The following is a 19,032-nucleotide window of genomic DNA, read 5'->3' on the forward strand; positions in this document are numbered from 1 at the left end:
TCTCCTGTAGGTGTTGTCGCACCATTGTGCGCGCCCTACGGAGTTGGCTCAAGCCGCCAGCAGCAAAGTCAATGTACGGCCACTGGCGAGTGGTGCGTCCGTTGGTGGGAAAAAGCAAAACGCGGGACGCACCGCCGCACGCGTCGGTCTGCTGGTCAATCGCAACCCTGAGCGCGATGTCCTACAGCGCCATCACGGTGCGTTCGTAGAGTCGGGACTGAAAGGAGACGAACCATGTCCACCTCATCGGCTCGCAAGCAAAGAAAGTGGTCGCAGCACGTGACGGAAACCAGCGATGCGCTGGACCTTCGCCATGGGGTTTTCAACAAGTCGCCGCAAGCGATTGCGCGCTCGCTCAAGGCCTCTGCCGAGCACAGCCGGCGTCGCAAGAGCGCACCGTTCCGCTCGGCCATGTCGATGCTCAACTTCTACATCAACCGCGCGGGCAAGTCGCTCACGGTCGCCCAGCGCACGCGCTTGGGAAAGGCGAAGAATGCGCTGAGAAAGGCGTTCGGCAAGCCGGCGAAGGCGGCGCACTGAAGCTCACGCGGTCACGGCGCCGCGGAACACCTCGGCCAGCGCGTAGGGCGGCACGACTTCCAGTTGGTCAAAACGACAGTCCTGCGGCCGCTTGTCGATGCGCCAGCGCATGAAGACGGCCGCGTGCCGAAAGCGCCGGCCCTGCAAATGGTCGTAGCGCACCTCGCAGACGCGCCCGATCCGAAGCGGCTCCCATGCCAGGTTCTTGCCGGCGCTCCAGCGGCTTTGCGCGCCGGGGATGCGCTGGCCGCCGCCTTCCGCCTGGAGAGCGCTGCCCCACGACGCCCACGGGTGGCCGGTCGCGGCCTGGTCGTGCAGCGGGGCCAGTTCTTTCGCCAGCGCATGCCGGGTGGCCATCGCAAAGCTGGCGCACGATCCCACATGCTGCAGCACGCCGTCATCGTCATACAGGCCGAGCAACAGCGAGCCGATGGCGTCGTTGCCGCTCTTGTGCCATCGAAATCCAGCCACCACGCAGTCGGCGGTGCGCACGTGCTTCACCTTGAACATGGCGCGTTCGTCGGGGCGGTAGGGCAGGTCGGCATGCTTGGCCATCACGCCGTCCAGGCCCGCGCCTTCGAACTCCTCGAGCCAGCGCTGGGCGGTGGCGCGGTCGGTGGTCATGGGCGTGAGGTGCACGGGCGGGCTGGCCTGCCAGAGCAAGGCTTCGAGCAGCATGCGACGCTCGGCTTGCGGCCTCGCAGTGGTGTCGGCGCCGTCGAGCGCCAGCAGGTCGAAGGCCACGAAGGAGGCAGGCGTCTCGCGCGCGAGCCGCGTCACGCGAGACTCGGCAGGATGCATGCGCTGCTGCAGGGCGTCGAAGTCGAGCCCCTTCGCACCTGCAATCACGATCTCGCCATCGAGCACGCAGCCCTCGGGCAGCAACTGCTCGAAGGCCTCGATCAGTTCCGGGAAGTAGCGGTTCAGCGAACGCAGGTCGCGGCTCTGGATTTGCGCTTCGTCACCGTGCCGGAACACGATCGCGCGGAAGCCGTCCCACTTGGGTTCGAAAAGGAAGTCCCCTTGCTCGGGCAGCGCCGCGGCGACGCGGGAGAGCATGGGGCGGATGGGGGCAGGAGTGGTCAAGGTTCGCATCCCGTGAGGTGGATGCATCGACGGTGCGGCAAGCCGAGGCGTGGCAACGCCAGCAGATGGGACACGCGAACGTAGTCCCAGCCGATGCGGTGGTGTCCGACGCCACGGCCCCCACGGCTCCCACGCGACCTGGCCTGCCGCGACATATCGTGACCCATCCGCACTCCCATTCAAGGACACCCCATGAGCAACAGCAGCATCCTCGGCGGCGAGCACGCGCCGACGCATCCGCGCGGCACGGACGTTGACGCGCTCGGCCCGAGCAACACCAGCGACAGCGGCAGCGACGTGCAGACCGACCGCAACCATTCCGCACTGCCCGACGAGGGCGACGAAGGCGCCTTTCCCATCCCGCACGACAGCAGCAGCGACGCCGGCGGCACTGGCGAGCGCGCCTCGGCCGATGCCAGCGCACCCGCCGCCGATGCCGACATCCTCCCCGACCGCATCGGCATCGTGCCGCAGGATGCGATGGATGCCGCCGTGTCCATCGACGATCCGGAAGCGGCCTCGGTGGAAGAGCTGGCCGCCTCTGAAGACGACGAAGCAGACAACGACGAAGAAGACGCCGATGGGCCGGCCTGAACGCGTGGCCGTCGAAGACGCCAAGTCGGTTCAGCGCGTGCTGCGCAAGGTCTTCGGCCTGCGGCGCCTGCGCCCGGGCCAGCAGGAAGTGATCGCGCGGATCCTCGAAGGGCGCTCCACGCTCGCCGTGATGCCCACCGGCGCCGGCAAGTCGCTGTGCTACCAGCTGCCGGCGATGCTGCTCGAAGGCCGCACCGTGGTCGTGTCACCCCTCATCGCGCTGATGAAGGACCAGTGCGAAAAGCTCCGGGCCTGCGGTGTGGCGGCTGTGCAGCTCAACAGCCAGTGCAGCGCTGCCGAGACCGAGGCGGCTGAAAGTGCCATCGCGAATGGCACGGCGCGCATCGTGCTCACGACCCCCGAACGCCTGGCTGACAAGGACTTCCTGGTGCTGCTCAAGGCCACCCCGAACGCCTTGCTGGTGGTCGACGAGGCGCACTGCATTTCGCAATGGGGCCATGATTTCCGGCCGGCCTTTCTCGAGATCGAGAGCGCATGGCAGGCGCTGGGCAAGCCGACCGTGCTCGCGCTCACGGCCACCGCCGGCGATGCGGTGGCCCGCGACGTGATGGCGCGCCTGGGCATCCCGCGCGCCGGATGGCACGACACCGGTACCTTCCGACCCAACCTGCGCTATGCCGTCGAACAACTGACGAGCGAAGGGCACAAGCGCGAGCGCATGCTGGCGCTGGTGAAGCAGCTCGGGGGCAGCGGCATCGTCTACGCGGCCACGATCAAGGCGGCGCAGGAAGTGCACGATGCATTGCATGCGGCCGGCGAGGCGGTCGCGATCTACCACGGCGGGCGCAACGCCAGCGAGCGGCGCGAAGCGCAAGACGCCTTCATGGCCGGCGGCGTGCGCGTCATGGTCGCGACCAACGCCTTCGGCATGGGCATCGACAAGCAGGACATCCGCTTCGTGGTGCATTACCAGATGCCGGGTGGGCTCGACAGCTACTACCAGGAATCGGGCCGCGCGGGTCGCGACGGCGAACCGGCCGACTGCGTCCTGCTCTACCTGCGGCGCGACAAGGCGGTGCAGCAGTTCTTCATGGCCGGCCGCTACCCGGATGCGAAGGAGCTCGACAGCGTCTTTGCCGCGCTGCGCTCCAAGCCGGCGGGTGCGTCCGGCTGGACCTTGCCCACGCTGCAAGCCGCAGTAGAAGCGCCTCGAGGCAAGGTGCAGGTGGCGCTGGCCTTGCTGCGGCAGCGGCGCATCGTGGGGCAGGGCGTGGACGGATCCCTCAAGCTGTTGCGACCCGCGGTGGGCGCCGAAGCGATGCATGCGATGCTGGACAGCTACCGCGCAAAGCGCGAGCACGACCAGGCCGCGCTGGAGGGCATGGTGTTCTATGCGCAGGCAGGCCTGTGCCGGTGGCAACTGTTGCTCACCCATCTGGAGGGCGAGGCGCCGCGCGAGCGCTGCACCACCTGCGACAACTGCCGGCGAGTCGCCTTGCACGAAGCGCAATCCACCGAGCAGGCCGACGAAAGCGCCGCGCCGACGCCAGCAACAAGCGCTGCGCCGATCTTCGTGCCGCAGGCCTCGGTGCGCGTCAAGCGCTATGGCGTCGGGCAGGTGGTGACGGCGAATGCGCTGGCCGTCGACATCGAGTTTGCCGACGGCAGCAAGCGCTCCTTCCATCCGGACTTCGTGCGGCCGGTGCGAGGCCGCGGCGCGGCCCGGAGCCTGGTGCTCAGTCCTTGAGGTTGGCCGGCACCCTGCCGCCATTGGCCGCGACCTTGTTCATCACCTGGCGGTGCCAGCCGGTGCGTTGGCCGTGCGCGGCGGGGAAGATCTTGCTGAAGATGTTGCTGAGGATGCCCACGGTGATTCCTAGTGATAAGGAGTGCCGCTTCGGGATTGCGTGTCGGCGACCGGTCCAGCATGTTGGAGTTCCCACCGCCCGGCGGTCGGACAGCACCGAAGTGGCATTGCCTTCGTGGTCTCCTGCCTGCCCGAAGGTGGCCGGCACGGGATGGCGGCGCGGCGGTTCAAGCTTGGCGGACTTCGTCCTGCGCACGAAGGAAACGGCCGGTCACGCTTGTGGGCGATACGGCGACGGCGTCCGGCGTGCCTTGCGCCACGATGCGCCCGCCTTCATCGCCCGCACCGGGCCCCATGTCGATCACCCAGTCACTCGCGGCGATCACGCGGATTTCGTGCTCGACCACGACCACGGTGTTGCCGGCCTCGACCAGTCCATCGAGTTGCGTCATGAGCTTGTCGACGTCGGCCGCGTGAAGACCGGTAGTCGGCTCGTCCAGCACATAGAGCGTGTGGCCGCGCTGCACCCTCTGCAACTCCGTCGCGAGCTTGATGCGCTGGGCCTCGCCGCCAGAGAGTTCGGTGGCGGGCTGCCCCAGCCGCAGGTAGCCCAGGCCGATCGCCTCCAGCAGCGCCAGCGGCCTGTGCACGGCCGGCTCCGCGGCGAAGAAGCTCACCGCCTCGCTCACCGTAAGGCCCAGCACCTCGGCGATGTTGCGGCCGTTCCATTGCACTTTCAGCGTGGCCTCGTTGTAGCGGGCGCCGTGGCAAGTGGGGCAGGGTGCATAGACGCTCGGCATGAAGAGCAGCTCGACGCTGACGAAGCCCTCGCCCTCGCAGGTGTCGCACCTGCCCTTGGCCACGTTGAAGGAGAAGCGGCCGGCGTTGTAGCGCAGCCGCCTTGCGGTTGCAGTGCCCGCGAAAAGCTTGCGCACCGCATCGAACAGTCCGGTGTAGGTCGCGAGGTTGGAGCGCGGCGTGCGGCCGATCGGTTTCTGATCGACGCGCACGATGCGCCGAATCGCTTCGACACCACTGGCGATGTGCCCGGACACAGCACCTGGCGGCAAGGCTTCCGCGTCCTCCGCTTCGTCCTCGGCTTCGGGCGGCTCATGGCCGAGATGCGCCGCGACGAGTTCGATGAGGGCTTGGCTGACCAGGCTCGACTTGCCCGAGCCCGAGACACCGGTGACAGTGGTGAACACGCCCAGCGGGAAGGCGGCTTCGAGTTGGTGCAGGTTGTTGCGCGTCACATTGGCGAGGTGCAGCCAGCCGACAGGCTGGCGCGGAGGACGAGCACGCTCCACCGCTGCGGCAAACAGGTAGCGCGCGGTATGCGAGCCAGCGACGCCGCGCAGCCCCGCTGGCGGACCGCTGTACAGCACGCGTCCGCCCAGTTCGCCGGCATCCGGGCCGACATCGACGAGCCAGTCCGCATGCCGCATCACTTCGAGATCGTGTTCCACGACGAAGATCGAATTGCCCGAGCGCTTGAGGCGCTCCAGTGCCACGCGCAAGGCTTCGCCATCGGCCGGGTGCAGCCCGGCGGAGGGTTCGTCGAGCACATACACGACGCCGAACAGGTTGGAGCGGATCTGCGTCGCCAGGCGCAGCCGCTGCAGTTCGCCCGGCGAGAGCGTGGGTGTGCTGCGGTCGAGCGACAGGTAGCCGAGCCCAAGTTCGGTGAGGGTGGTGACGCGTTCCAGCACGTCGTGTGCGATGCGCTGCGCGGCAATGCGCTTTTCTTCCGACAGGTTGGGCGTGCGGCGCACATCGGGCGATGCCTCGTGGCTGGCGCCGCCGGCGGCGATGCGGCGTTCGGTGTCCTTGCGCGAAGCCGCGCGGCTGAGCGTCGACGCTGCTTGAGCGCCCACCAGTTGTCCCTTGGCAGCCGGCTTGAGCACTTCGGCCAGTTGGCTCAGCGGCATGCGCGAAATCTCCCCCATGTCATGGCCCGCAAAGGTCACGCCCAGTGCTTCGCGCTTGAGCCGCTTGCCGTCGCAGGTCGGGCAAGTGGTGCCGATCATGAAGCGCGAAACGCGCTTCTTCATCAACGCACTCTGCGTGCTCGCGAAGGTGTGCAGCACGTAGCGCCTGGCGCCGGTGAAGGTGCCCTGGTAGCTGGGCTCCATCTTGCGGCGCAGGGCAGCGCGGGTCTCCGCGGGCGTGAAGCCGGCGTACACCGGCACCGTCGGCTGCTCCTCTGTGAAGAGGATCCAATTGCGGTCCTTCCGCGGCAGGTCGCGCCACGGCGTGTCCACGTCGTAGCCCAAGCTGACGAGGATGTCGCGCAGGTTTTGTCCTTGCCAGGCCGGCGGCCACGAGGCGATGGCGCGTTCGCGGATCGTCAGCGAGTCGTCGGGCACCATGGTCTTCTCGTTGACCTCGAACACGCGACCAAGGCCGTGGCAGGTCGGGCAGGCGCCCTGCGGCGTGTTCGGAGAGAAGTCTTCGGCATACAGCATGGGCTGCTGCGGCGGGTAGCTGCCGGCGCGCGAATAGAGTATTCGCAGCAGGCTCGACAGGGTCGTCACGCTGCCGACCGACGAGCGTGTGCTCGGCGTGCCGCGTTGCTGTTGCAGGGCCACCGCGGGCGGCAGCCCCTCGATGCTGTCCACATCGGGCACGCCCACCTGGTCGATCAGGCGCCGCGCATAGGGCGCGACCGACTCGAAATAGCGGCGCTGCGCCTCGGCGTAGATCGTGCCGAACGCCAGAGATGACTTGCCCGAGCCCGAGACACCGCTGAAGACGACCAGCGCATCGCGCGGTATGTCGACGTCGACGTCCTTCAGGTTGTGCTCGCGCGCGCCGCGTACGCGCACGTTGCGATCATTTGTCCGGGACAGGTCTGCGCTCATTCGCGAAAGCAGATCGCAATCCGCGCACCGACGCAAGCGGTCGATGCGCCTTGCTGCACGAGCATTGGGGCGCATCGACGTGTCCTCCGGTTCTGTCGCATCGTGGAGCAGGACCAGCGGGCCACCAAGCGCATGGTGCGGCCGATGCTCGGACTCAAGGCCTTTCGGTGCGCGCGCATTCTCATTGCCCGCATTGACGAAGTGACCTCGCCCGTCGACGCCCAGCCGCGACGGGGGCGAGCAGGTTTGCGATTCGCTATACGGACAACAGACGGTTCAGGAACGAGCGATAGCGTCGCATGGCAACTCGCAGGTTCTCGGTGGAATCCGAGTCGGCATGTGCAGCCTGCGTTTCGACCCGGGTATGTTCGAGGGTGAAGGTTTCGCCCAGCCTTCGCAAGACCCCGTTCACAAGTTGATCGGCATCTCGCACTGCCTGCTGTGGGTCGTCGACGAAGGCGATCTGTACCGCATCCCAGCCACGGCGGAAATCTTCCGCCACCTCCAGCGGGAGGACGGGATCGAGGTCATCGAGGTCGCCTTTCTTGGTCCCAGCTCCGGCATCGGTCCCGATGTGGGTGTGCGCCACGGTGCGATCGGGCTCGGGCGTTCCGCGGGTAGCAGATTGGTCGACCGCTGCGTCCGCTCTCCGCTCGATGTCTTGGCGGTCTTCGGGGTAGGCGCCTCGCTCGGCAAGACGGTTCACTACAGCGGGGGGCGGTGTCCGCAATTCGTCAGGGGGAACTGCGCTCGCTTCATAGGGCGCCTTGGCGAGGGTCACCGCCTCATCTTCTTCGGCCTCTTGGGCATGGCGACGCTTGGAATCGAAAATCATGATCGAACCTCCATCGGCCGGGTCGGCCGGATTGACTGCGCGGGCCGGACTCCCGGCCGCTGTTCACGGACCTCCAGCAATTCATCGAACAACGCGCGGTAGTGGACCACTGCCTTGCGCAGTTCTTCTGTCTCGACCTCGCCCTGAAGATTGCGCTGACGAATGAGTTGGGCGGCGCGGTAGTTGCTCACTACGGAGGGGTGGTGGACCGACACATCCGCTGCGCGGTGTTCGAAATCAGCGAGTGGATAGCCTCGCTTGGCCATCAGCTCCCGAACCAGCGCATCGGCCTGATCGACCACGCTGCGAGGGTTGTCGACAAAATCGGCCTGCAAAGCAGTCCAGGCTTCACTGAATCGCGCAGCATCGGCGGGCGTCAGCGGAACGATCGTGAGGTGTTCGACGCGATCCTCTCGGCGCAGCAGTTCGGCTTCTGCCTGGCCTCGGTTCTTGTGCGTCCTTACGGCGCGGTCGTATTCCGAGCCGAAGCGCTCCCGCAACCGCTGCGACTGTCTGCTGCGGTGGATCAGATAGGCGGCCAGCGCAATCAACGCGACTGCCGCCACGATGGCGAGTATGGTCAAGGTCTGCGGAGTCATCGTGTCCATTGGCTGTTCTCCTGGAGTGATGAGACACGCCACGGGGTATGTGGCAAATTCATGCTCTGCCTCGGTACGCGAAAGCCACCGCGGCTCAGGGGAGTTTCGTGCGTGGGAAGCTGCCTACAGCGTTGCCGTTGAGGCCCAGCACTCGTCACTGCGCTGGCGTTTTGCCGCGATTTTTCTCGCGTCCGCGCAGAGTGCCGTCAACCACCCTTCGGCCTGTGAACCTGTCGGAAAAGGACGACGCCTCTGCTGCGATCCGAATGTCACGCGTCCCAATGGCTGCAGCGCATCGTTGACTGCACTGTCGGCTGACCTTCGGGTCATGGCCGGGACTGTGGCTCCGTCTCAGTTCCAGAAAGCTGACCCTCGTCTAAGTGCAATCCCCTACATGGTCTTCTATCTGACCGGTATCCACCATGTCGGATTTGGATGCGGTCGCGTTGCTCAGCAATGCCTATCGACAGTTCTACTTCAAACCCTCGACCCCCGTGAAGGAGAGCGCGCCAAAGTGGGGGCTCACATTCTGAGGCAACTGGCGGGAGACATTCGCCTGGAGGCTGCCATGCAAATGCGTATTGAGCCCGCTTGATCGACGATCTCGGCGAGACCGCGCCTGTTCGCGTGGCAGTGATCGAACGTGAATCCACCGCGAGCCCACTTGGGTTGTCGCTGGCCGAAGTAAAGGAGCTGCTGGCCAGCGCGCAGAGGTACTTCGTTGCAGAGCAGTCGCTTTCCATTGCCGGTGACCATGTCTGGCATACTGCGCCCCGCCGCGGCACAGGTCGATGTCATTGCGATGCATGCGCCGCGGTAACCGAAAGCATCAGCACCATGTCGCCGGCGTCGAGACGATCGTCGTACGCGCCCCGGCGGCGCTCAGGTGCTGGACCACAGCGACCACCCGGAGACAATATTGACGCGCTACCGCCTTCGCACACTCGTCGAGCAACTGCTCCAACCCGTCCACACGACACTGAACTGGCATCACCGGCTCGTCACGCACCCTAACCATCCGCTTCGCCGCACCCGGCTCAATCGCTACCACGCCGCGGGCGTCGAATCGGTATTGCGTCTGATCCGCCAGTATCCGAAGCAGGCCTTCGACTTTGAGCCGATCACCGTCGCCGGCAAGCCTGCACCCATCGTCGAAGAGGTCGCGGTCGAGAAGCCGTTTTGCCAGCTGCGGCGCTTTCATCATGCCAACACCGCCAACGCGCCGAAAGTTCTTTTTGTCGCCGCGATGTCCGGTCACCATGCCACCCTTTCGAAGGACACGCTGCGCGAATTCCTGCCGGACTTCGATGTCTACATCACGGACTGGGTCGATGCCCGGCAAGTGCCTCTGGCGGAAGGGCGTTTCGGCTTTGACGAGTATGTGCAATACGTGCTCGAGTTTCTCGATGCGCTGGGGCCGAACGTGCATCTCGTTGGCCTGTGCCAAGCCGCGGTGCCTGCGCTGTGTGCCGCGGCCTTGATGGCCGAGGACAGGCATCCGCATCGGCCGCGCACGCTTTCGCTGCTCGCCGGTCCCATCGACATCCGTGTCAATCGAAACACCATTACCAAATTCGCGGACCGCGTTCCCCTGGCCGTGATGCGCCTCAACGTGCACAAGGTGCCATCGCGCTATCCAGGCGCAGGGCGTCTCGTCTACCCCGGTTACCTGCAGCTGGGGGCGTTCGTCTCGCTGAATCTGCGCACGCATATCGGCAAGCATGTGCAATTCTTCAAGGATGTGGCGCAGGGCGATCAGGCCGCCGCGCAAAAGCATCGCCTCTTCTACGACGAGTACAACGCCATGATGGACGCCACGGCCGAGTTCTATCTCGAGACGCTGGAGCGCGTGTTCATGGACCAGCAACTCGCCAAGGGCACGCTGGAAGTGCACGGGCGACGTGTCGATTGCACCGCCCTGAAAGACATTGCGCTGCTCACGCTCGAGGGCGCCCAGGATGACCTGGTCGCCGTGGGCGTCACCGAGGCGGCGCAAGGTCTGTGCGCGGGGCTGCCGGCGCGCTTGCGCGAGCATCATGTACAGGAAGGCGTCGGGCACTACGGTGTGTTCAACGGCTCGCTCTACAAAGCTGAAATCGCCCCGCGTATGAAGGCTTTCATGCGCGGTCATGCCGCGGCAGACGCGAAGGACAAGACGGCAAAAACGGGGAGCGCCGTTCGAGTCCGGTGATCCCGCGAGCGGCCCGGGTATCAAATCAAGACTGTGATCGGCGGCGTTTGGCGCTGGACGAGGCGGCCTGCACGTCGTCGGTCATTGTTGACTTCTCCTCGCACATATGGCCGCTAATGGAGAGCATCACTTTCCTGGGGGAGTGCAGAGCAGCAAAGCAAGCTTTGGGGATGGAAGGCGGGTCAACTTTTGGGCAGGAGGTCCCCCAGCTGCGCGCCGTGCTGCGCAGCATTCCCCCTGATCTGGCGGCGCCTTCTGGTGCGTGGGGATACGAGCGTCGCCCGGCTTCACCAGATCCTGAAGGTCGCGTTCGGCCGGAAGGACATGCACCTTCACCACTTCGGGATTCGTGGTCGCGAATACGGGGTCTCAACGCCATCTTGGCCACGAACTGGGCATTCGCACCTGACTTGGTTTCGCTGCGTGCGCTGTACGCCCGTGGACGCACACTGTTCGATCACCAGCAGCAGGCCTGCGAGTGCCTGGGCTTCAAATGGATGACCGAGCACCAGCGCCGCGCCATGGTGCGGGTGCTGCGTGACGAAGTCACGCACTGCACCGACCGCGAGCGGCTGCTTGTCCTTGCCCGCCAGTGGCTGTACGACCACCGGCTTCTCATCGTGCATGACCGCGCCATTCGCGCCATGGTCGCGGCGGCGCTGGTCGAACTCGAAGCAACGACGAGTCAAGGAATCCTGGCCACGGTGCCTGCTGCGACACGCAAGCGCTGGACATCGGCATTGAATGCCCTACGCCCCGATGGTTGGCACTGCCAGAGCTGGCTATGGAGCGCGCCTGCAAGGCATTCCAAACGCGCCAAGATCAGCGAGGTCCGCATCGCGTTCTTGACCGACGCACGGTCGTCACCGCGCGCCGCCGGCGCGAGACACAACTATTACGCACTGAAGTTTCAGCGGTGTAGCCCAGGCAAGTAGAGTCGCGGGTTCATACCCGGCAAGTCGTCGGATCGAAGCCGACCACCGTAACCACATTCGGCGATGCCGCCGGGTGATGTCGAGGCGCCATCTGGCGCCGGGTCAGATCTGACCCACAACAACAAGCTCCAGCCGCCGCCTGCTCAGCGGGCAGCCGAATTCAATCCGATCAATCTATGCACACAAAGCAATCCAGATTTGCGGCATGGCTTGCCCAACAGCCCGACCAGCCGGACCAGCCGGACACCGAGCCAGTTCCCGTACCGCCCCCCATACCTCTGGATGCAGGGCAGAAGGATCGCCTGGCCGCGCTGCGCGAAATGCGCGAGCTTGGGCACGGTATCGACTGAAACAGCGTCGCCTCGGATGGCTCTTGCAAGTGGCCATCCATTCGCCCGCCCTGTGACCACCACGGCGCGGGCGCTTTCTATTTACGTCATTGCGTCGCGACCCACCCTGTTAAAAAGGGTCTGGCCTTGCAACACTTTCACGACGGCAAGAATCCAAGCGGCTTCGCGTCCTCGGCACGAAGCATGTACTGGATGTAGCCAGGCGGCACAAAGAACGTGGGGTACTTCGCCTCTCCGTTCTGTGGCAACCCGGCGGTGCTGCTGGGCGAACACGCCCGCGCTGCTGGCGTCCGGCAGGCGCCGGGCCGGCTGCTGAGCGTTGGCGACATGCCGTTCTTCTTCCACACCGATCCCTACGGCGAGACAGTGGCGCCGCCCGGCACAGAGCGACTGCTGAGCGAAACGACCCCACCCTAGCCGCGCTTCTCAAGGACCTTTGATAGTCGGCCTGTCTCAAGCCAAGAGGCCTCCGCGAATCCCGGGGCGCTTCACTTCCAGCGGGTAGTGCTTCCGCATGATCACCTTGCGCGGCGAATCAATCATGTCTTCGTCCCGTCCTCAGTCTCGCATCACCTTACCAACCGGCTTGCTGCGACAGAACCAGCGAAGGGCTCGCGGGGCTGCCAAGAATCGCCCGATATTCCGCAAAGCATGCGCGATACCTGCTATGCCTCTCTTGCCGGCAGTCCGCTCCTACACTTTTTCGAGAAGGGGTCAACCCGCTCCCGGAGGGCGGCTTCTCAACTACGGAGACAACAGAAATGAATATCAGGTTCCTACTCGGTTCGGCCTTGCTTGCGGCTGCGACTCTTGCCGGTCCGGCACAGGCGCAGGACTTCAAGATCGGCGCCAACTTCCCCCTGAGCGGCCCGCAGGGCTCCTATGGCGATCTGTTCATGGCCGGCACGAACATCGCGGTCGATCACATCAACGCCGACAAGATGCTGCCGGGCAAGTTCTCGATCGTCTACGAGGACAGCCAGGGCACGCCCCAGCGCGGCGTGATCGGCATGAACAAGCTGGTCAACGTGGACAAGGTGCCCTATGTGCTCTCGTCGTTCACCGGCGTGCTGAAGGCGACGGCTCCCATGCGCGCTTAATACATTAAGGCATCCAGCCGGAAAGGGTCAGAAACGTGCGCATCGCTTTCGCCGGTCGGTGAACATGCTGGGCAACGGGCCGTTTGGACCACACCTCGCGTGCCAGGCAATGTCACCGGCGGTTCGCAACGGCCTTGGGCGTGGAGGCGATCGATGGGCCAGTCATGACTCCTGCGCTCGCAGAACGCAGGTGTCTTGATCGGGCGATGCCGCGACGCGAGTGGTCCGCAGTCTGGATCAATGACATGTGACTGCGCGCTCGACGAGGGACGTTCATCAAGATTCGGGAGAAAACACCATGCAGACTGGACTACCGCAACTGATGGCGTCGTCGATTGGGGTCAGTTTCCCGGTCATCGCCGACCTGGCCATGGTGATGATGCTGTCACTGTCTTCGTTGAGGACGAACATCGTGCACCCATTGGGCGAGATCGTGAAATAGCGCGGAGTGCGCCCTTGCGAAGGGACTGCTTCAATGAAGCTCAGCAGTCCGGTTGTTTCGTCGATGGCGAAAACGGCAATACTGTCGAAGCCTCGGTTGGATGCATACAGGAATCGCTGGCTCGGATCGATCTCAATCTCTGACGCCCGGCTATTTCCGGTGTACGTTTGCGGCAGCGTTGACAAGATCTGGCGCGCTTTCAACGTACCAGCGTTACTGTCGAACGCATACGCAGTCACCGTCGAATCAAGTTCATTTACCGCAAAGGCCCAGGGCTTGTTTTTATGGAACGTGATGTGCCGTGGGCCGGAACATTCTCGCGCTTCGACATGCGCGGGCGTTGTCGGGCTCAGGTGACCATCATCGAAGCGGAAGGTGAAGATTCGATCAAGCCCCTTGTCGGGCAGTGCGATGAAACGGCCGCTTGGATCAAACGGATTGAAGTGCGGCTTCGAAAACGGTTGTTCGATTCGATGCGGCCCGGGGGCACCAGGTAGCGGTACAAGTTGCTTGACTGGTCCCAATGAACCATCGCCCAGAACTGGCAGCACAGCGACTGTCCCGCTCAGGTGATTCGATACCACCAGGTCCCGGCCCGCTGGATCGAGGGCCAGGTGAACGGGGTTTTTACCGCCACATCCCTGTGTCGCGAGCAGCATGAGTTCCCCGCTTGCGCGATCCACCCTGAATGCGCTGACCTCTTGCTCGTCACCATGAACGCTGTACAAGCAATCGCCGCGTTCGTTCAAGGCAAGGAACGACGGATTGACCAGGTCCCCCAGCACCTGAACGAGAGTGAGACGTCGTTGCTCTTCGTCAAGCCGATAAACACTGATGCCCGCACCGCGGGCGTTGCGCGCGCGGGTGGTCCTCGAACCTACGTAAGCAAACATGTACCGGCCCTTTTTTCGTGCGACTACCAGCGCGCAGAAAATGTGCTTCGGAGTTCGTCGATCGCCTCAGCTTGCAACGGGCCCGACCTGCGATCGCACAACATCCAAAGGCGTGCTGTTTCTTCAAGCTCTTCCAGGGTTGCCATTGCGGCAGACGGAGAGTCGTGCCACACATTGGGCCCCAGCCGATCAAGCATCACCGCGCGAATGGCGGCGCCCGCGTCGCTGTAGCGCGTGATTGCTTCCCCTACGCGTTGCGCGGTGCCTGCATCGCCGGGCTTTGCGTAAGGAATCAAAGGCACACGGCCGACTTTCATGACGAAATACGGGGTCAATGCAGGCAGCAACTCGGCCTCGGCAGATCCTTCAACGTGCTGCGGCAGCAATGTCAGCGCGACGCAATGTGTGCTGTGCGCGTGGATCACGCAACTCGCAGGCGAAGTCGTCGGCTGGGAGCACTCATAGATCTTGCGGTGAAGGACGATGGTCTTGCTGGCCCGATCACCGCTGACCTGCAATCCGTCCTCATTGATTCGTGCCAGGCGATGCGGTTCAAGAAAACCGACGCAGGCATCGGTGGGGGTTATCAGGTAACCACCACCGCTTTCTTTGGGAAGGCGCACGCTGATGTTCCCCGCCGTCGCGTGCACATAGCCTCGTTCGAAGAGGCTGCGGCCGACACGACAAATCTCCTGGCGTGCCAAGTCTTCAGTCAAACGTTCTCCCCCGTCTTGGTAATGCGCGCTGTGTTGAGATGCTGGCGCAGGAATTGCGAAACCTCCATTCGCTCGCCTTTGACCAGCAGGTCGATCATCACCAGGTGCTCCTCGCACTGGCGATGGAGGCGCGCGCGGTCAAGTCGGGTTCCATATTCAACGACTCGCCGCATCTGGTTCAGCGTGCGCAGCGAATCCAGCAGAAAGCGGTTGTTTGCTCCCGCGATCACCGTTTCGTGGAAATGCACGCCGGCGCGAAAGAGCTCCGTCGGCGTACAACGCTCGATGCCACCTTGCAGCAGTTCGATCTGCTCCCGACGGCACTTCTCCAATTCGGGCAGGTCCACCTGGTAGCCTGGCTCAAGGATCGCCGCAGGCTCGATGATCATGCGGAACCTGTAGCTCTCGCGGTGCGACTCCACGTTGCTCAAGAGCGGCCGAAAAATCCAGCCACGTCCGGGCTTGCGGTCGATCATGCTTTCACGCGACATCCGATTGAGCACCCTCTGAACCTGGAGTCGCGCGAGGCCGTAGCGGTTCATCAGATCTGCTTCGGCGATCTCATCCGGCAGCAGGCCGTGGATGCGATCGTTCGCGATACGCATGTACACCGTCTCCTCCGAGCTCGGATTGGGCGAGAACTCGAGCTCGCCCAGTTCGGATGCCCGCTTGGCAACCTGGTATCCCTTGTTGGGCTCAGAGGTGACGACCCCTGCGGTCTCCAGATACTGCAGGGCCTTGCGAACGGGAGACCGGGACACGGCCAGTTCGTCGCAAAGCGACTGTTCAGTCAACCGAAAGCCGATGGCATAGCCTTCGCGCCGAATCATTTCGACGATCTTGCGCGCCAAGGTAGGCGTCAGCGAGCTGACGTTGGACGAAGAACCTGGGTCGGGCATGGCGAAGGGCATGACGAGTTGCTCGATAAAAGTATCAACTTTATCCGTAGAACAATGTTCCGGAAATCGCCTATTTCAAGATCTGGAATGCCTCTGTGAAAAAGTCGGTGCTGCCGAAATTGCCCGACTTGAGCGCTACATGGACCGAACCCTGATTCGAGTAGAGGGTCGCGGCATGACACCACGGCACCCCAGGCGCGATCTGAGGTCCAATGAGCATGCTCTGGATGCCGAGTGCCTGGATGCAGGCACCAGAGGTTTCGCCGCCGGCAACAACCAGTTGGCCAACGCCGCGCTCAACCAAACCGCGCGCGATGGATGCAAGCGCGTGCTCAACAATTTCGCCGGCCCGGGCAACGCCAAGCCGGGATTGAACAGCACGCACAGATTCGGGCTTCGCGGTCGCGTAGATCAGCACAGGGCCCTTCTGGATGCGCTCTTGCGCCCAGGACAAGGCTTCGGCCGGAAGGTCAATTCCATTGGCCAGCTGCAGCGGGTCGATCGAAAATGCAGCGCCGCCCTTCGATGTGAAGTCCGCGACCTGGGCATTGGTCGCCGTCGAACAACTGCCCGAGACAATGGCACGCATGCCGCGTGCCACGGGAAGCCGACCCGCTTCTCCAACTGCGTGGATTCCGAAGTTCTGCGGCAGGCCGATGGCCACACCGGAGCCGGCCGTCACCAGCGGAAGCGCTTTGAATGCCGGGCCCATGGCGATCAAGTCCGCGTTGCTGGTCGCATCGACGATCGCCATCGCCACACCTTCCGCGCGCAGCGACTGGATCTTCGCTTCGACTGCGCCTGCGCCACCTGCGAGCGTCCGGTAGTCGATGAGGCCCACGCAACGCGTGGTCTGCGACTGCAACACGCGGACGAGGTTCGAATCCGTCATCGGTGTGAGTGGATGATTGCGCATGCCTGATTCATGCAGCAGTTCGTCTCCCACGAACAGGTAGCCCTTGAAAACGGTGCGACCGTTCTCCGGAAACGCGGGACAGGCAATAGTGAAATCGCTCTTTAGCGCATCGAGCAACGCCTCTGTGACGGGGCCGATGTTTCCGTCGGCCGTGGAGTCGAAGGTCGAGCAGTACTTGAAGTAGATCTGGCTCGCGCCTGCGGCCTGCAGCCACTTGAGCGCGTCCAGGGATTGCGCGACCGCCTCGGCCGCGGGGATGGTTCGCGATTTAAGCGCCACCACCACCGCATCGGCTTCATCGGTGAGGGCACCATCGGGCACGCCGATGGTCTGCACCACCCTCATGCCGGCGCGCACGAGATTGTTGGCAAGATCGGTCGCGCCGGTGAAGTCGTCGGCGATACAACCGAGAAACGGCTTGGTCATGGCGTGCTCGGTGGATATCAGGCGGTTGCGACTGCCTTGACGACTTCGGCAGTGAAGTCCTTGCAGCCCATCGTGCCGCCAATGTCGCGGGTACGGGTTTGCGGGTTTTCCAGGGCCTTGTCGACCGCACGCACCATTGCGTCGCCCGCGTCCTGCATCGCCTTGTTCTTCTGTTTGTCGCCGACCCAGCGAACCATCATCGCAACCGACAGGATCATGGAGACCGGGTTCGCCAGGTCCTTGCCGGCGATCGTGGGTGCAGAGCCGTGCTGAGCCTGGGCACAGCAGATGTCATCGCTGGCCATCACCGAACCGGCGAGGCCCAGGCTGCCCGACAGTTCGCTGGCAAGGTCCGAGATGATGTCGCCGTAGAAGTTAGTCGCCACCAGGACGTCGAAGCGCTCGGGCTCCTTGACCAGGTGGGCGGTCGACGCATCGACCAGCAGGTCGTCCAGCGCGACTTCCGGGAAGTCCTTGGCGACGTGGCGCACTGCTTCGAGGAACAGGCCATCGGTCATGTGGAAGCTATTTGCCTTGTGGATGGCAGTCACCTTCTTGCGGCGCGTCATGGCGAGCTCGAAGGCGCGACGCGCGATGCGTTCGCTGCAATGGCGCGTGATCTTGCGGATGGACAGCGCCATGTCCGGGCTCGGCATGACTTCGCCCCAGCCTTTGGACATGTTGCGGTCGGGGTAAAAACCTTCCGTCGCTTCGCGCATGATGACGAGGTCCATCGTGCGGCCCTCGCGCATGTTGGACTGCAGGTAGGGACGGGTGCGTGCCGGTCGCACGTTGGCGTAGAGGTCCAGGCCAATGCGGAAGCCTGCCGAAACGTTTCGTCCACCCTTTTCGGGGACCGGGTAGTCCGCATGCGATTGCGTACCCAGAATGATGCCGTCGTACGTCTTGGCCTTCTCCAGCGTCTCCTGGCGCAGCGTCGTGCCATGTTTATCGAGGCTGGTGAAGCCAGCGTCTTCGTAGTCGTACGAAATCCCGAGGTTGAAGCGCTTGTCTGCCGCCTTGAGCACGTCCACAGACGCGGCAACGATTTCGGGGCCAATGCCGTCGCAAGGCAACACGATGAATTTCATGAGTTCTCCAGTGGTGATGAGTGAGGGTGATTGAAAAGAAAACTACGCGTCAACGAGTGCTTTTTTCAGAAGACGCACCGCGCTATCGGGACTTGTGAGCACTGTTTTTTCAGTCCGTGCAATCACAAGTTGCTGGGCCCGAGCCATCGAAAACTGCCCGAGCATGACGACGTCGCACTGAGCGAGCCGGGCGGCATGCTCGACCACGAGGCGGTCATGTGATGCAGCATCTCCAGCGCTCAATGCCTTGAGTGCGCCATCAGCGCATTCGGTTGAGAGTTCCACGTTCAGCGAACGCGCCTTGGCGAGGCCCATCAGTTCTTCGGCCATTGAAGGCACGGATGGCGCAAAGGTTGACACCAAGCCGATTCGGGTCGCTGCGCGCCCGTTTCCGCTGGTCAGCGCTTCCAAAAACATCGCTTCATTAGGCTTCAGCGTAGGCACTTGAACCGCATTGGCTGCAGCCTCGATCGCAGCGCCGAAGGCAGAGCAGGTGAACAGGATGCCGTGCGCTCCTGCGCGCTCGGCGTATTGGGCGAGATCAACAAAACGCTGCGTCAGTGCTGCATCGAGACCACCCGCCCTGGATAGATCTGCGGACAAGCTGTCGTCCAGCACGTTCATCAGCAGAGCCTCCGGCCAGAGGCGACCAAACGCGTCCGCGATCGGCGACATCGCAACTGGTGTCGCATGTATCAGCGCAATTCTTCGTGCAAGTTTTTCCATGTCTCTCTACCGTTAGGGTTCGCACTGATTGTACTAGACACATCATAGATACAATCAGGGAAAA

18 protein-coding genes and 2 pseudogenes are annotated in these 19,032 nt (G+C 63.7%); 9 read left to right on the forward strand and 11 right to left on the reverse strand.

What is annotated here, in order from left to right; all coding sequences use genetic code 11:
* The first annotated feature begins 234 nt into the window (after positions 1-234).
* Positions 235-540, forward strand: a complete 306-nt coding sequence (locus WKW80_RS11700; RefSeq protein ID WP_340363727.1) for a DUF3175 domain-containing protein — start codon at positions 235-237, stop codon at positions 538-540.
* Between the two features lie 3 nt (positions 541-543).
* On the opposite strand, the gene WKW80_RS11705 is transcribed toward WKW80_RS11700, so the two are convergent.
* A complete protein-coding gene (locus WKW80_RS11705) occupies positions 544-1,653 on the reverse strand; it encodes an ATP-dependent DNA ligase (RefSeq protein WP_340363728.1) in 1,110 nt (369 codons plus the stop codon).
* A 165-nt stretch (positions 1,654-1,818) separates the two neighbouring features.
* Between WKW80_RS11705 and WKW80_RS11710 the strand changes: the two genes are divergently transcribed.
* Positions 1,819-2,220: a hypothetical protein gene (locus WKW80_RS11710; protein WP_340363729.1), complete on the forward strand. Its 402-nt coding sequence runs from the start codon at positions 1,819-1,821 to the stop codon at positions 2,218-2,220.
* On the forward strand, positions 2,207-3,928 hold the full coding sequence (locus WKW80_RS11715; protein WP_340363730.1) for a RecQ family ATP-dependent DNA helicase: 1,722 nt from the start codon (positions 2,207-2,209) through the stop codon (positions 3,926-3,928). The genes WKW80_RS11710 and WKW80_RS11715 overlap by 14 nt, the downstream gene beginning before the upstream one ends.
* Here WKW80_RS11715 and WKW80_RS11720 read toward each other — a convergent pair.
* The 4 genes from WKW80_RS11720 to WKW80_RS11740 all read right to left on the reverse strand — a co-directional run bounded on the left by WKW80_RS11720 (position 3,918) and on the right by WKW80_RS11740 (position 8,292).
* On the reverse strand, positions 3,918-4,049 hold the full coding sequence (locus WKW80_RS11720; RefSeq protein ID WP_340363731.1) for a hypothetical protein: 132 nt from the start codon (positions 4,047-4,049) through the stop codon (positions 3,918-3,920). The genes WKW80_RS11715 and WKW80_RS11720 overlap by 11 nt on opposite strands.
* 166 nt (positions 4,050-4,215) lie before the next feature.
* On the reverse strand, positions 4,216-6,849 hold the full coding sequence (locus WKW80_RS11725; protein WP_340363732.1) for an excinuclease ABC subunit UvrA: 2,634 nt from the start codon (positions 6,847-6,849) through the stop codon (positions 4,216-4,218).
* A 256-nt stretch (positions 6,850-7,105) separates the two neighbouring features.
* Positions 7,106-7,684, reverse strand: coding sequence for a hypothetical protein (locus WKW80_RS11735; RefSeq protein ID WP_340363733.1), 579 nt, complete (start codon positions 7,682-7,684; stop codon positions 7,106-7,108).
* Positions 7,681-8,292 (reverse strand): hypothetical protein, encoded by a 612-nt coding sequence (locus WKW80_RS11740; RefSeq protein ID WP_340363734.1) that lies wholly within the window; start codon positions 8,290-8,292, stop codon positions 7,681-7,683. The genes WKW80_RS11735 and WKW80_RS11740 overlap by 4 nt, the downstream gene beginning before the upstream one ends.
* A gap of 910 nt (positions 8,293-9,202) precedes the next feature.
* Between WKW80_RS11740 and phaZ the strand changes: the two genes are divergently transcribed.
* The 6 genes and pseudogenes from phaZ to WKW80_RS11765 all read left to right on the forward strand — a co-directional run bounded on the left by phaZ (position 9,203) and on the right by WKW80_RS11765 (position 12,859).
* Positions 9,203-10,474: a polyhydroxyalkanoate depolymerase gene (gene phaZ / locus WKW80_RS11745; RefSeq protein WP_340363735.1), complete on the forward strand. Its 1,272-nt coding sequence runs from the start codon at positions 9,203-9,205 to the stop codon at positions 10,472-10,474.
* Between the two features lie 258 nt (positions 10,475-10,732).
* A pseudogene (locus tag WKW80_RS37315) lies at positions 10,733-10,795 on the forward strand (hypothetical protein); the annotation flags it as partial.
* Positions 10,796-10,847: 52 nt separating this feature from the next.
* Positions 10,848-11,307: pseudogene (locus WKW80_RS11750) on the forward strand (DUF4158 domain-containing protein); the annotation flags it as partial.
* Positions 11,308-11,585: 278 nt separating this feature from the next.
* Positions 11,586-11,759 carry a hypothetical protein gene (locus WKW80_RS11755; protein ID WP_340363736.1) on the forward strand — a complete coding sequence of 58 codons (174 nt, stop codon included), beginning with the start codon at positions 11,586-11,588 and terminating at the stop codon, positions 11,757-11,759.
* 216 nt (positions 11,760-11,975) lie between these two features.
* Positions 11,976-12,176, forward strand: coding sequence for a hypothetical protein (locus WKW80_RS11760; protein ID WP_340363737.1), 201 nt, complete (start codon positions 11,976-11,978; stop codon positions 12,174-12,176).
* A gap of 344 nt (positions 12,177-12,520) precedes the next feature.
* Positions 12,521-12,859 carry an ABC transporter substrate-binding protein gene (locus WKW80_RS11765; RefSeq protein WP_340363738.1) on the forward strand — a complete coding sequence of 113 codons (339 nt, stop codon included), beginning with the start codon at positions 12,521-12,523 and terminating at the stop codon, positions 12,857-12,859.
* A gap of 276 nt (positions 12,860-13,135) precedes the next feature.
* Here the strand turns inward: WKW80_RS11765 and WKW80_RS11770 are convergent, their stop codons facing one another.
* Genes WKW80_RS11770 through WKW80_RS11795 form a run of 6 tightly spaced genes read right to left on the reverse strand, consistent with a single transcriptional unit; the run spans position 13,136 to position 18,968 of the window.
* Positions 13,136-14,194, reverse strand: a complete 1,059-nt coding sequence (locus WKW80_RS11770; protein ID WP_340363739.1) for a lactonase family protein — start codon at positions 14,192-14,194, stop codon at positions 13,136-13,138.
* A 23-nt stretch (positions 14,195-14,217) separates the two neighbouring features.
* On the reverse strand, positions 14,218-14,910 hold the full coding sequence (locus WKW80_RS11775) for a class II aldolase/adducin family protein (RefSeq protein WP_340363740.1): 693 nt from the start codon (positions 14,908-14,910) through the stop codon (positions 14,218-14,220).
* Positions 14,907-15,821, reverse strand: a complete 915-nt coding sequence (locus WKW80_RS11780) for a GntR family transcriptional regulator (protein ID WP_340363741.1) — start codon at positions 15,819-15,821, stop codon at positions 14,907-14,909. Before WKW80_RS11780 ends, WKW80_RS11775 begins: the two co-directional genes overlap by 4 nt.
* A gap of 58 nt (positions 15,822-15,879) precedes the next feature.
* Positions 15,880-17,151, reverse strand: a complete 1,272-nt coding sequence (gene otnK / locus WKW80_RS11785; RefSeq protein ID WP_340363742.1) for a 3-oxo-tetronate kinase — start codon at positions 17,149-17,151, stop codon at positions 15,880-15,882.
* A gap of 17 nt (positions 17,152-17,168) precedes the next feature.
* Positions 17,169-18,242 carry an isocitrate/isopropylmalate dehydrogenase family protein gene (locus WKW80_RS11790; RefSeq protein WP_340363743.1) on the reverse strand — a complete coding sequence of 358 codons (1,074 nt, stop codon included), beginning with the start codon at positions 18,240-18,242 and terminating at the stop codon, positions 17,169-17,171.
* Between the two features lie 42 nt (positions 18,243-18,284).
* On the reverse strand, positions 18,285-18,968 hold the full coding sequence (locus tag WKW80_RS11795) for an aspartate/glutamate racemase family protein (protein ID WP_340363744.1): 684 nt from the start codon (positions 18,966-18,968) through the stop codon (positions 18,285-18,287).
* Positions 18,969-19,032: the final 64 nt, after the last annotated feature.

The sequence above is a fragment of the Variovorax humicola genome (assembly GCF_037889915.1).
Lineage (GTDB): Bacteria > Pseudomonadota > Gammaproteobacteria > Burkholderiales > Burkholderiaceae_C > Variovorax > Variovorax humicola.

Bases quoted from the DNA above. Each gene is read 5' to 3' on its own strand.
- WKW80_RS11700 (WP_340363727.1), top strand. From the start codon at position 235: ATGTCCACCTCATCGGCTCGCAAGCAAAGAAAGTGGTCGCAGCACGTG.
- WKW80_RS11705 (WP_340363728.1), bottom strand. From the start codon at position 1,653: ATGCATCCACCTCACGGGATGCGAACCTTGACCACTCCTGCCCCCATC.
- WKW80_RS11710 (WP_340363729.1), top strand. From the start codon at position 1,819: ATGAGCAACAGCAGCATCCTCGGCGGCGAGCACGCGCCGACGCATCCG.
- WKW80_RS11715 (WP_340363730.1), top strand. From the start codon at position 2,207: ATGGGCCGGCCTGAACGCGTGGCCGTCGAAGACGCCAAGTCGGTTCAG.
- WKW80_RS11725 (WP_340363732.1), bottom strand. From the start codon at position 6,849: ATGAGCGCAGACCTGTCCCGGACAAATGATCGCAACGTGCGCGTACGC.
- WKW80_RS11735 (WP_340363733.1), bottom strand. From the start codon at position 7,684: ATGATTTTCGATTCCAAGCGTCGCCATGCCCAAGAGGCCGAAGAAGAT.
- WKW80_RS11740 (WP_340363734.1), bottom strand. From the start codon at position 8,292: ATGGACACGATGACTCCGCAGACCTTGACCATACTCGCCATCGTGGCG.
- WKW80_RS11755 (WP_340363736.1), top strand. From the start codon at position 11,586: ATGCACACAAAGCAATCCAGATTTGCGGCATGGCTTGCCCAACAGCCC.
- WKW80_RS11765 (WP_340363738.1), top strand. From the start codon at position 12,521: ATGAATATCAGGTTCCTACTCGGTTCGGCCTTGCTTGCGGCTGCGACT.
- WKW80_RS11770 (WP_340363739.1), bottom strand. From the start codon at position 14,194: ATGTTTGCTTACGTAGGTTCGAGGACCACCCGCGCGCGCAACGCCCGC.
- WKW80_RS11780 (WP_340363741.1), bottom strand. From the start codon at position 15,821: ATGCCCTTCGCCATGCCCGACCCAGGTTCTTCGTCCAACGTCAGCTCG.
- otnK (WP_340363742.1), bottom strand. From the start codon at position 17,151: ATGACCAAGCCGTTTCTCGGTTGTATCGCCGACGACTTCACCGGCGCG.
- WKW80_RS11790 (WP_340363743.1), bottom strand. From the start codon at position 18,242: ATGAAATTCATCGTGTTGCCTTGCGACGGCATTGGCCCCGAAATCGTT.
- WKW80_RS11795 (WP_340363744.1), bottom strand. From the start codon at position 18,968: ATGGAAAAACTTGCACGAAGAATTGCGCTGATACATGCGACACCAGTT.